At 38.7% G+C, this 12,624-nt stretch carries 10 protein-coding genes; 5 read left to right on the top strand and 5 right to left on the bottom strand.

What is annotated here, in order from left to right; genetic code table 11:
• Positions 1 to 24 precede the first annotated feature (24 nt).
• From BXY82_RS08710 to BXY82_RS08700, 3 genes are read left to right on the top strand one after another with little or no spacing between them, the layout of a single operon-like run.
• Positions 25 to 3,585: a gliding motility-associated C-terminal domain-containing protein gene (locus tag BXY82_RS08710; RefSeq protein WP_133757812.1), complete on the top strand. Its 3,561-nt coding sequence runs from the start codon at positions 25 to 27 to the stop codon at positions 3,583 to 3,585.
• Between the two features lie 16 nt (positions 3,586 to 3,601).
• Positions 3,602 to 4,543, top strand: coding sequence for a PorP/SprF family type IX secretion system membrane protein (locus BXY82_RS08705; RefSeq protein ID WP_133757811.1), 942 nt, complete (start codon positions 3,602 to 3,604; stop codon positions 4,541 to 4,543).
• Between the two features lie 10 nt (positions 4,544 to 4,553).
• Complete coding sequence (locus tag BXY82_RS08700) at positions 4,554 to 6,443, top strand: OmpA family protein (RefSeq protein WP_133757810.1); 1,890 nt, start codon at positions 4,554 to 4,556, stop codon at positions 6,441 to 6,443.
• A 511-nt stretch (positions 6,444 to 6,954) separates the two neighbouring features.
• Here BXY82_RS08700 and hisS read toward each other — a convergent pair.
• A complete protein-coding gene (hisS, locus tag BXY82_RS08695; RefSeq protein WP_133757809.1) occupies positions 6,955 to 8,331 on the bottom strand; it encodes a histidine--tRNA ligase in 1,377 nt (458 codons plus the stop codon).
• Positions 8,332 to 8,631: 300 nt separating this feature from the next.
• Here hisS and BXY82_RS08690 point away from each other — a divergent pair, with 300 nt between their 5' ends.
• A complete protein-coding gene (locus tag BXY82_RS08690) occupies positions 8,632 to 9,873 on the top strand; it encodes an ABC transporter permease (RefSeq protein ID WP_133757808.1) in 1,242 nt (413 codons plus the stop codon).
• Positions 9,874 to 9,930: 57 nt separating this feature from the next.
• Here the strand turns inward: BXY82_RS08690 and BXY82_RS08685 are convergent, their stop codons facing one another.
• From BXY82_RS08685 to rpsF, 4 genes are all read right to left on the bottom strand, one after another.
• Positions 9,931 to 10,404, bottom strand: coding sequence for a DUF6495 family protein (locus tag BXY82_RS08685; protein WP_133757807.1), 474 nt, complete (start codon positions 10,402 to 10,404; stop codon positions 9,931 to 9,933).
• A gap of 76 nt (positions 10,405 to 10,480) precedes the next feature.
• Positions 10,481 to 10,942, bottom strand: a complete 462-nt coding sequence (rplI, locus tag BXY82_RS08680; RefSeq protein WP_133757806.1) for a 50S ribosomal protein L9 — start codon at positions 10,940 to 10,942, stop codon at positions 10,481 to 10,483.
• A gap of 13 nt (positions 10,943 to 10,955) precedes the next feature.
• Complete coding sequence (rpsR, locus tag BXY82_RS08675) at positions 10,956 to 11,252, bottom strand: 30S ribosomal protein S18 (protein ID WP_033961670.1); 297 nt, start codon at positions 11,250 to 11,252, stop codon at positions 10,956 to 10,958.
• A gap of 2 nt (positions 11,253 to 11,254) precedes the next feature.
• Entirely contained in the window at positions 11,255 to 11,593 is a 339-nt protein-coding gene (gene rpsF, locus BXY82_RS08670; RefSeq protein ID WP_133757805.1) for a 30S ribosomal protein S6, read from the bottom strand.
• Positions 11,594 to 11,790: 197 nt separating this feature from the next.
• Here rpsF and BXY82_RS08665 point away from each other — a divergent pair, with 197 nt between their 5' ends.
• A complete protein-coding gene (locus tag BXY82_RS08665) occupies positions 11,791 to 12,486 on the top strand; it encodes a LytR/AlgR family response regulator transcription factor (protein WP_133757804.1) in 696 nt (231 codons plus the stop codon).
• Positions 12,487 to 12,624 lie beyond the last annotated feature (138 nt).

The raw sequence follows: 12,624 nt of genomic DNA, 5'->3' as shown, positions 1-12,624 counted from the left end.
TACAATGTGCCGTCTTAATTATTTATGAGAAAAAAGATACCCAACCAGCTCTATTATCAACTTTTTGTTGTGACGTTATTCCTATTGGGCAGTGTCACCTCTGGGTATTCTCAATGTCCCACCGTGACCAACCAATTTCAAAGCTTTTGCGACCTCGAGGCCCCCATGATTAGCGACTTGGACGCCACCAACAATGGCGGTGGTGTGTTTTGGTATGCTACAGCAACTTCTACCACAAGGCTTTCCAACTCTACAGGACTTATTAATGGAGAAGATTATTTTGCTGACAATGCTACTGGTTCCTGTGGTACGAGACAACGCGTAGAGGTTAAGATATACGGACCGCCATCTGGACTGAGTTTTCAAGGGGTTTGTGTAGACTCTGCCAATGAAGCGACTATTGCAAATTTATTTGCTGGAGGCAATGACATACAATGGTACGATAGGGCTAATGGTGGTACACCACTTGCATCAACTACTGTTTTAAATGACGATACAATATATTATGTAGATCAAGGCAATCCGGATACAGGCTGCAGATCTTCAAGACGTTCTGTTTATGTTAATGTAGGTGTAACACCAGTACCTACTGGCGATGCCCTTCAAGAATTTTGTTCAGGCACCCAACCTACAATTGCCAACTTAGTAGCTAGTGGTACCAACCATTGGTACAGCACCATCTCTTCAGGTTCTCCACTCCCAGATGACACCTTATTGGTTGATGGGCAAACTTACTATGCAACTACGTATGACGACATTTGTGAAAGTGAGGAACGCCTTGAAGTTACTGTTCAATTTGTGGCTCCAAATGATTCGGGAACTAACGGCAGTATTGACATATGCTCTACTGACGTTTCAAGTACAGGGCCTATTAATTTATTTGATGCATTGGGAGGAAGTCCAGCTACGAACGGCACCTGGAGAGGGCCGTACGCTACAACTAATGGCAGTCAAGGTACAGTGGTTGTTTCAGATATGACGGCAGAGGGAAGTCCTTATGTTTTTTCTTATGATGTCACTTCAGATTCTTGTCCTACAAGCACCTCTACCGTTACCATAACCATTATTGCGCCTCCAAATCCTGGAACAAATGGCAATTTGGTGTTATGTAGCAATGATGCACCAGTTGATTTGTTTGACAGTTTAGAAGGGACACCTGAGCCAGGGGGCACTTGGTCGCCAGCATTGGCCAGCGGTTCCGGAATGTTCGATCCATCGCAAGATGCACCCGGCAACTATACCTATACCGTAACCGGTGATGCCCCGTGCGGACCGGCATCCGCCTCGGTAAACGTGACCGTCAATCCTGAGGCCCAACCGGGCACCAATGGTGCGTTGGTTGTATGCATAGACAGCAGTCCTGTAGACCTATTTAACAGTCTGGGTGGCACACCACAGCCCGGGGGCACTTGGTCGCCGGCATTGGCCAGTGGCACTGGCGTTTTCGATCCTTCAAAAGATGCTGCCGGCACCTATACCTATAATGTCTCCGGGATCACCCCTTGTGGTGATGCAACAGCCTCTGTTACAGTTACCGTCAATCCGCTCCCTAACCCTGGTGAAAATGGCAGTCTGGTCATCTGTAGCAATGATGCTCCAGTTGATTTGTTTGACAGTTTAGAAGGATCACCTGAGCCAGGGGGCATTTGGTCGCCAGCATTGGCCAGCGGTTCCGGAATGTTCGATCCATCGCAAGATGCGCCCGGCAACTATACCTATACCGTAACCGGTGATGCCCCGTGCGGACCGGCATCCGCCTCAGTAAACGTGACCGTCAATCCTGAGGCCCAACCGGGCACCAATGGTGCGTTGGTTGTATGCATAGATAGCAGTCCTGAAGATCTATTTAACAGTCTGGGTGGCACACCACAGCCCGGGGGCACTTGGTCGCCGGCATTGACCAGCGGCACTGGCGTTTTTGATCCTTCAAAAGATGCTGCCGGCACCTATATCTATAATGTCTCCGGGATCACTCCTTGTGGTGATGCAACAGCATTTGTTACAGTTACCGTAAATCCGCTCCCTAACGCTGGTGAAAATGGCAGTCTGGTCATCTGTAGTAATGATGCACCAGTTGATTTGTTTGACAGTTTAGAAGGAACACCTGAGCCAGGGGGCACTTGGTCGCCAGCATTGGCCAGCGGTTCCGGAATGTTCGATCCATCGCAAGATGCGCCCGGCAACTATACCTATACCGTAACCGGTGATGCCCCGTGCGGACCGGTATCTGCAAGTGTATCAGTATCTATTACTCCAGCACCACAACCCGGTACCTATGGCAATCTTATTATTTGTATGGAGAGCGCCCCTGAAGATCTATTCAATAGTTTGGGCGGCTCGCCACAATCAGGAGGAATTTGGTCTCCTGCGTTATCTAGTGGCACTGGTATTTTTGATCCTACTAAAGATGCTGAAGGTGTTTACACATATACTGTTAGTGGAAACGGTTCCTGTGAACCTTCGAGCGCTACTGTTTCAGTAAGCATAGATAAAGTTCCAAGTGCAGGAACCAACGGCGCTCTAGACATTTGCACTAATGACCTACCAGTTGATTTGTTTGAATCGCTTAGTGGTACTCCAGACATTGGAGGCACTTGGTCGCCAGCATTATCTAGTGGTACGGGTATTTTTGATCCAACAAAAGATAGTGATGGCATTTACACATATACCGTTGAAACATCTTGTGGCATTGATACTGCAACGGTAACCGTAAAAATTGTCACACCTCCAAACAGTATAGGACTTGTACTCACATCTGACATAATTTGTCTTAATGATGCGGCAACCATCAATCTTTCTGGAGCCACCCAACTTCTAGATGGCATATACCAAATTGAATATAGTATTACAGGTTCCAATTTATTTAATGGCTCTATAGAGGTTACCGTTACCAATGGCTCTGCAACATTTACACTTCCCGCATCACAACTGGCTAATGCAGGCATTACCACATTAACTATTACCAATCTTATTAATTCTACAACTAATTGTGGTACGAGTTCTGAAACTAATCCTAACGTTCAATTTACTATAGAAAAATCTCAAACACCACAATTAGTAAGTGATGGTAATGCTTTCTGTCTTGAAGATGAACCAACTATTGCTGATTTAAGCAATAACATAATTGGTACAAATACAGTCATATGGTATGATGCCTCAGAAAACGGCAATGCTTACGACTTAAATAATGCACTTATAGATGGAACAACTTATTATGCTGAGGGCCGCACTGCTAGTGGCTGCAGTTCCGATACCCGATTGGAAGTAACGGTTAGTATTGAGCGCTGTGAACCTTTAGTTCTTATTATTCCTGATGGATTCAGCCCTAATGGAGACAATATCAACGATGAGTTTGTAATTAAAAATCTTACGGAACTCTATCCTAATTTCAGATTACAAATTTATAACAGGTATGGTAATATTCTTTATAAGGGTGATAGTAGCACTCCAAATTGGGATGGTAGATCAAATCAAGGTCGCGAGGTTGGAAACGGAGCACTACCTGTAGGTGTATATTTTTATATATTAGAATTTAACGACCAAACCACAAAATCGATACAAGGTAGAGTCTACCTTAGCAGGTAAAGTGAAAAGATGTATCATGAACATTAAAACTTTAAAATATACGCTTAGTTCATTCCTGTTTTGTATAGGGGTGATCAGTGTGGCGCAACAAGATCCACAATACACCCAATACATGTACAATATGAGTGTCATTAACCCTGCTTATGCTACAGAAGGTGAAGACATCAATGTGGGCGTGTTATACCGATCTCAATGGATTGGTATGGAAGGCGCCCCAACAACGGGCTCTTTATTTGTTCATGTCCCTTTGAAAGAAAAAATTCAAGTTGGCGTTTCAATCATTAACGATCAAATTGGCAATGTGGTCAATGAAACCAATGTATATGCTGATTTTGCTTATATACTAAATCTTGGAGAACGTACTAAATTGTCGTTAGGCCTGAAGGCGGGCGCCACTTTCTATAGTACTAATTTTGATGGATTTGTCTATTCTGATGAATTACCAGATCCAGCTTTCGCTAATAATTTAAGTAGAACTTTTCCAAACATTGGAACTGGCGCTTATGTGTATGGTGATAATTACTATGTTGGTTTCTCAGTACCCAACTTATTACATTCAAAGCATCTTGAAAACGATAGTGGTATAGTAACAAATGGCGCTGAAGAATTGCATTTCTTTTTGACGGGAGGCTATGTTTTTGATCTTAACGACAATTTAAAATTAAAGCCCGCATTTATGACCAAAGCGGTGTCAGGAGCTCCTTTATCTATTGACGTTACAGCAAATATGCTTATAAATAATAAAATTGAAATTGGGGCAGGATATCGTTTGGAGGATGCACTTTCAGGACTTGTTAACTTCAATATTAGCCCGTCTATGCGCATTGGGTATGCCTACGATCATACGCTATCCAATCTTGGAAAGTTCAACTCAGGATCTCATGAAATCATGATTTTATTTGATATTGATAAATTAGGAAAACAAAAAGGATATGATAAATCGCCAAGATTTTTCTAAAATAAGACTCATGAAACACGTTTGCATACTCTTCTGTCTACTCGCATCGCAATGGACAGTCCATGCGCAAAGGCCGAGCTTAAAAAGGGCAAATGCCTTATTTGAGCAAAAAGCGTATGCTGAGGCGGCACAAATGTATCAAGGTCTTGACCCAAGTCAGGAAGTACTGCAGAAATTAGGTGACTCCTATTATTTTAATGGAGAAATGAAATTGGCAAGAACGCCTTATACTGGGTTGTTTACCAAATATAAAGATAGTTTACAGCCAGAACTGTATTTTAGATATGCCCAAGCTTTAAAGGGTGTCAAAGATTATGAAAATGCCGATAAAATTATGGGCGAATATCTGGGTTATGCGGTAAACTCCAGAAAGTTTATAGAGAATCTCAAAAAATTAGTCCCATATACCTACGAAATTAAAGTGATGAGCCAAAGCGCGAGAACTGGCGACTTCGGTATATCCTATTTTGGTGATAAAGTGGTGTTTGCATCCTTAAGAAATAGCAAAAATCCCATATATTCATGGAATAACAAGCCCTATTTAGACCTTTATAAGGCTGAAGTTTCAAAAGACAGTAGACTGATAAACATTAAACCTTTCTCAGAGGAGATCAACACCAATACACATGAGAGTAATGCCACCTTTACCTCTGATGGTAAAACCATGTACTTTTCACGAACCAATGATGAGCGTGTACTTGTAGGTGCAGAATTGGTAGCCACGGTAAAATTGTATAAAGCTGAACTTATAGATACCCTATGGACTAATGTTGAAGTACTACCCTTTAGTAGTGACCTCTACTCTACGCAACATCCTGTGCTTAATAAAGACAATACAAGATTATACTTTTCTAGTGATATGCCAGGAAGTTTAGGCTCTTTTGACATTTTTTATGTTGATATTACAAAACACCCTGAAGGATATATTAAAACTGAATACGGTAATCCAGTGCATATGGGCAATACTATTAATACAATCCATAGAGAACAATTTCCATTTATCGATTCTGAAAATACGCTCTATTTTGCTTCAGACGGCCATCAGGGCATGGGCGGATTGGATATTTTTATGAGCAAAGTGTTTGATGACGTCTATGCTAAACCTTTAAATTTGGGCGAGACAATCAATTCAGAATTAGATGACTTTGGCTATATTGTTAATGAAGATGATGATACAGGATACTTTGCCTCTAACCGCATAGGATCTGATAATTTATATGCGTTTACCCGTAAAGAAAACGAGCGTCAATTTACGGTCGTGGGAGATGTAAGAGATAAGAATTCTAAAAATCTACTCCCGGGCACCACTGTAACTTTATTTGATGAAGATGGCACAATATTGGGACAAATGGTAGTAGGTGATGATGCCCAATATGTATTTAATACAGAGCCAAATAAAACCTATACCATTGAAGGCCATCAGGCATTTTACATTCCTACTACAGAAACATTTACCACCAATGATGATGGCAATATTACTTTTAATATTGAGCTTACCATTGAATCTTATGATGATGCTGAAGAAATTGTGGTGACCAAAGATGACGGGTATATCTATATTGAATTAGAAAATATCTATTTTGATTTTAATAAATGGGACATCAAACCACAAGCTGCAAAAACATTGGACGTTTTGGTAGGATTGCTGAATAAATACCCACGAATGGAAATTGAATTAGGCGCCCATACAGATAATAGAGCATCTGACCTTTACAATTTGCACCTATCGCACCAAAGAGCAGCGGCAACGCTTGAATATTTAGTAGAAAATGGCATAGATCGTAAACGATTAAAATCTAAAGGCTATGGTGAACGTGTGCCGTTGGTAGATTGTGGTGATAAGTGTAGTGATGAAGAACATTCCATCAACAGACGTTGCGAATTTATAATTCTGAAATAATTCTTATATTACATACCAATAGCAACAACAAGAAAAGTGATTCTTAAATTCTAAATTTAACCAACCAATCACTGTAATCGTCTATTCTTTAATTAGAGTAGGCGATTTTTTTATTTTATTAAGGACAATAGATGTTTGGTATAGCTAATTTAATAACCCTTCCGTCATAAAGCGCTTTACTGCGCTTTAATCCACCTTCCCTTGAAATAAGGGAAGGATTTATTCAACGCGATGAATGGGGACTCACGCTTTAATTTATTGGAAGTTCGGCTAGGTTGTAGAAAAAACAAAAAACTCACAAGGCTTAAAAACCTGAGAAATTTGGTTTACAAAATAAGTTGACCCTTCCGTCTTAGAGCGCTTTACTACGCACGAAGCCACTTTGAATGTTTTGTTTTGGCAATTTTAAATAAAAAAGAAATTAGACTAAAACCTTATTTTCACGATTTCAAACCCCTCTGTGAATCCCTGTGACACTCTGAGCAGCCCTACCTCATAACATGAGACATTACTAAGCGTCTCCCAACAAACGCACCAAGGTTTGTAAATTAACAGACTGCTGTTCTCCCGAAGCCATATTTTTAAGTGTAAAGGTTTGTGATTGCAATTCAGATTCACCCACCAATACAACATTTGGAATGTTGCGCTTGTTGGCATAATTAAACTGTTTAATAGTCTTTTTATGGTCCGGAAACAATTCAGCATTGATACCGTTTGATCGCAATTCTTTCACAGCTTTCATACTGGCCATAGCTTCCGCTTCACCAAAATTGATAAACAAGGCTTTAACGGTATTGGTAATTGTTTCTGGGAATAAATTCAAGGCTTCCAGCACTAAATAAATACGGTCCAATCCAAAACTAATACCCACACCACTCACATCCTTCAACCCAAAAATTCCGGTAAGATCATCGTAACGCCCGCCGCCGCCAATAGAACCCATCTCCACACCCTTTGGTGCAGAAACTTCAAAAATTGCACCAGTATAATAGTTGAGGCCGCGAGCTAAAGTCACATCCAATTGTAAATTTGCTGTTTGTAACTGTAATTCAGAAATGGCTTTATCAATGAATTCCAACTCTTCGATCCCCATTTTACCTTCTTCCGAAGTGGATAAAATGGATTTTAGTTGTTCAATTTGCGATTCAAATGATCCTGACAAACTAAACAAAGGCTGCAATTTATCAATGCCAGATTGCGGAATGCCTTTACCTAGCATTTCTTCCTTAACCTTCTCCTCACCTATCTTATCTAATTTATCTAAAGCAACCGTAAAATCTATCAATTTATCTTGTGCTCCAATAACTTCAGCTATTCCAGATAAAATTTTACGATTGTTAATTTTTATGGTGACCCCTTCCAACTTAAGGGCTGTAAAAACGGCATCGTACAACTGTACGAATTCCACTTCCTGCCATAAGGATTGTGAACCCACCACATCGGCATCACATTGAAAAAACTCTCTAAAACGGCCTTTTTGAGGTCTATCTGCTCTCCATACCGGCTGAATTTGGTAACGTTTAAATGGAAATTCAATCTCGTTTTGGTGTTGCACTACGTATCTTGCAAATGGTACCGTCAAATCATATCGCAGCGCCTTTTCTGAGATGGAACTTGTTATTTTTGTGAAATCTTTCGCATTTAAAGCCTGTTGGTCTGCTTTACTTAAAAAGTCGCCAGAATTCAATATCTTAAAAATCAATCGATCACCTTCCTCACCATATTTCCCCATCAACGTCTCTGAATTTTCAAAACTCGGGGTTTCAATAGGTTGAAATCCGAAACGTTCAAAGTTTTGACGTATCGTATTAAAAATATAATTGCGTTTTGCAACTTCTTCCGGATTAAAATCTCTCGTGCCTTTTGGGATGCTTGGTTTTTTTGCCATGTTTATTTCCCGCAAAAACGGGAATTTCTTTTATCTTCCTGCACGGGCAGGAATCTCAGTTAATAAATTACTGCTGCAAAAATATTACAATTTGGAGAATATAGAACCAAAACAATGAGCAAATACTATTCTGGATGGATTCTATTGAAAATTATTAACACCTTTACTTCGCCAGTACAAAATCATTGATATTTTTTGCCGGAATCATAAATAATAAAGCGGTTATTTCAAATTTATAGTAACTTTATTGACCGTTTGTAGTCTTATAGCTATCAACCGTCAAAAGAACACTATACATTTATGTTTTCATTATTCAGAGAGAATATTAGAATTGCCTTAAACTCCATCCGCACCCAATTGCTACGCACCATTCTGACCGTTTTGATTATTGCCATTGGCATAACAGCTTTGGTGGGTATTTTGAGTGCAGTGTCGGCGTTAGAGAACACTATTTCTAGCGACTTTTCCTCCATGGGCGCCAACACTTTTAATATTCAACGCTACGAATTTACAACGCAACGTCAAAGTGGCAAGGAAGTCCAAAAAATAAATCCGATTATCAGTTATCGCGATGTTAAAGCCTTTGAAGAAAAATACCAGTTTCCTTTTACCAAAGTGTCTGTCTCTTTTATAGGCACACAGACTGCCGAAGTAAAATTTGAAAATAGAAAAACCGATCCAGAAGTTACGGTATTGGGTATCAATGAAAATTTTATTCAAAATTCCGGACTGGAAGTGGCTGAGGGTCGTGAGTTTAATGTGTTCGATATTGACAATAGTTCCAACTTATGTGTCATAGGAAGTGATTTGGTGAAAGCCATTTTAGATGATGTTAACCCTATTGGACAAACAATTAGCGTAAGAGGTGCCAAGTTTAAAGTGATTGGTGTATTAAAAACAAAGGGGTCTACGTTTGGCAATAATCAAGATTTACGGGTCATGATACCCATACAAAAAGCGAGAACATTGTTTACAAGTCCGAATATCAATTACAGCTTAAGTGTTAAGACTGATAATAAAGATATGTTGGAGGGCGCTCAGGATGATGCCATTTTAACATTTAGAAATATCAGGGCACTCAACCCTATAGAGGAAAATAATTTTGGCTTGGAACGCAGTGATGATTTGATTAACCGAATTGGTTCAATTACAGACTATCTTTATATTGCTGCCTGGGTAATAAGCATGGTGACTATTTTAGGGTCGTCCATTGCGCTCATGAATATCCTGTTTGTATCAGTAACCGAGCGTACGCGTGAAATTGGCGTTCGAAAAGCATTAGGTGCAAAAAAGAAAACCATAGCCACCCAATTCTTTATGGAAGCCATTATTATTGGCCAATTGGGCGGCATTATTGGAATTATATTGGGCGTGCTAATTGGTTATGCAGTGTCAGCTGCGGCCGACTTCGAGTTCTCTACACCGTGGTTAGCTATGTTTAGCGCCTTTTCCATCGCTTTTATTGTAGCTGTGGTTGCTGGGCTGCTTCCAGCGGTCAAAGCGGCCAAATTGGACCCTGTAGAGTCTTTGCGTTATGAATAGTTTTTTTTGGTAAAGAAAGCTGAGATTAGAGAGAAGAGAACATAGAAGTTTGGACTGCTACTTCACCACTAACTTTTCAAAATACCTGTATAAATCACCTTTTGTTATCACTCCACCTTGCTGGATGAGCTTAAATTTATCTAAGGCTTTGTCTTCAGAATAGGCTTTATTGGCCGTTAAAAATTCTACATCATCAGATAATAAGTTGTTTCTAAACCACTCAAATCCTTCAGTAGTTGTCAAATCTACCGTGTCAGAATTTATTTTAATTGCAATTAATTGCATGTCTGTTTCCTTTAAATGAAACAGGTGCATTTGCTGAGGCGAAATATGCTCTAAATACGCTACTTTAGACAAAACGCCTTCCCAGACCAAATCACTAAAAATATCCAATTCTTCTTCAGCAACTTCAGGTTTATTGGCCTTAATATCGGCCCATTCGTCAGCTGTGATGGATTGTGTAGCTAAAAAGTTGATAAACTCTTGGTGTAATTCTTCAAATTGTTCTTTAGTGAGTCTTGTATATTTCATTGCAATTAAGTTTTAATTATGAAAAAAGCCTCATTCCAGTAAAGGATTGAGGCTTCTTAAAAATGAGCTTTAAAAATTATGCTTCTGCAATAACTTCAAAAGTCATATCTACCGTTACATCTCTATGAAGTCTGATAACAGCATCATACTGACCTAAACGTTTGATGTTACCACCTGTAATAGCGATATACTTTTTATCAATTGAAATGCCTTCGTTGTTCAATGCATTTGCCAAATCGATATTGGTTATAGAACCAAAAATCTTGTCTCCAGCAGTTGCTCCAGCAGCTGCTTTAGAAGTTAGTTTGATATCTAATGCTTTAATCGCGTCAGCTTCTTTTTGAGCTTCTGCAATAATTTGTTTGTCTTTGAACGCGCGTTGCTTTAAGTTTTCAGCCAATACTTTTTTAGCTGAAACAGTTGCCATAATAGCTTGTCCTTGAGGAATTAAAAAATTTCTACCATAACCGTTCTTAACCGTTACAATATCGTCTTTAAATCCTAAATTTTCAACGTCTTGTTTTAATATAAGTTCCATAGTTATGTTTTAATTATTTTAATAAATCTGCTACATAAGGCATCAACGCTAAGTGACGCGCTCTCTTTACTGCAACAGAAACTTTTCTTTGGTATTTTAAAGATGTACCTGTTAAACGTCTTGGTAACAATTTACCTTGCTCGTTTACAAAACCTAATAACCAATCTGCATCTTTATAATCAACATATTTAATGCCTGACTTCTTAAAACGACAGTATTTCTTAGTTTTGCTTGTGTCAATATTCAATGGTGTCAAATATCTGATCTCACCATCTTTTTTTCCTTTAGCTTGTTGTTCTATTGATGACATAATTATGCTTTTTGTTTAAGTTTAGTTCTTCTTCTTTCTGCCCAAGAAATAGCATGTTTGTCTAACTTTACAGTTAAATAACGCATAAAACGCTCATCACGTCTAAACTCTACTTCTAACGGATTGATAACTTCACCATCTACAGTGTACTCAAATAAGTGGTAGAATCCACTTTTTTTGTTCTGGATTGGATAAGCTAATTTTTTTAAGCCCCAATCTTCTTTGGCTACCATCTTCGCTCCTCTAGAAACAAGAAAATCTTCGTATTTCTCTACTGTTTCCTTTATCTGGGTCTCAGATAAAACGGGATTTAAGATGAAAACAGTTTCATAATGATTCATATAATTCTATTTATTAATTAAAAATGAGTGCAAAAATAATCAATATTTCTTGTATTGACAACTAAATTTAAAGTAATTTTACTTCAGATTTCCACCAGAAAGAAAATGTTAAACTTAACGCTTTACCGATGTTTTTTGGTTTTTATCCGAATTTTTTGTACTATTGTCGATATCTTAACCTAAACAAATGAAATGTTATGACTTTAAACTGTGTAGTAGTTGATGACTCTGCGATACAACGGTTATCGATTGTAAAGTTAATTGAAAATCATTCATCGCTTAACCTTATTGCAGAATATAGCAGCGCATTAGAAACCAAAAACGGCTTAAATACCCATAAAGTCGACCTTATATTTTTGGACATTGAAATGCCTGTTCTCAACGGCTTTGAGCTGCTTGATGTTCTCAACAACAAACCCCAAATCATATTTGTCACTGGCAAAACGGAATACGCGTTTAAAGCGTTTAACTATGATGCCACCGATTATTTACAAAAGCCAATCACCAGAGAGCGTTTTAATACTGCTGTAGAAAAAGCCGTAGAACAACACAAATTGAAACTCGATTTCAATGAAACTGATGGAGAGCATATTTTTGTAAAAAGTAATCTTAAAAAACGTAAAGTATACATTAAGGACATCAAATGGATTGAAGCTCTTGGTGATTACGTGAAATTAGTGACTGAAGAGAACAGCTTAGTGGTGCTTTCTACCATGAAAGCTTTTGAACAAGAACTTCCAGAAGGAAAATTTTTAAGAATTCACAAGTCGTACATTGTCAATCTTGATAAAGTTGACCGTTTTAACAGTAAAAATGTTGAAGTGGGTGCTTATGAAATCCCGTTAAGTAGAAATAAAAAATCAGAACTTGTAGACGCGTTGAATAACATTTAATGTATTGGCAATAGCAGTTGTTAAGGTTCTATAAATTTAATTATTACAACTTATAGATTAGAGTTTTAACTTTTAAATTCTGTAATACAAAACTATCAGCGCTTGACGCTTGGGTTATTGCGATTGTGAAAATTTGCC

The organism is Gelidibacter sediminis, assembly GCF_004364975.1.
GTDB classification, from domain to species: domain Bacteria; phylum Bacteroidota; class Bacteroidia; order Flavobacteriales; family Flavobacteriaceae; genus Gelidibacter; species Gelidibacter sediminis.
The sequence above is the reverse complement of the archived record's forward strand: the minus strand, read 5'-3'. Positions and strand labels throughout refer to the sequence as shown.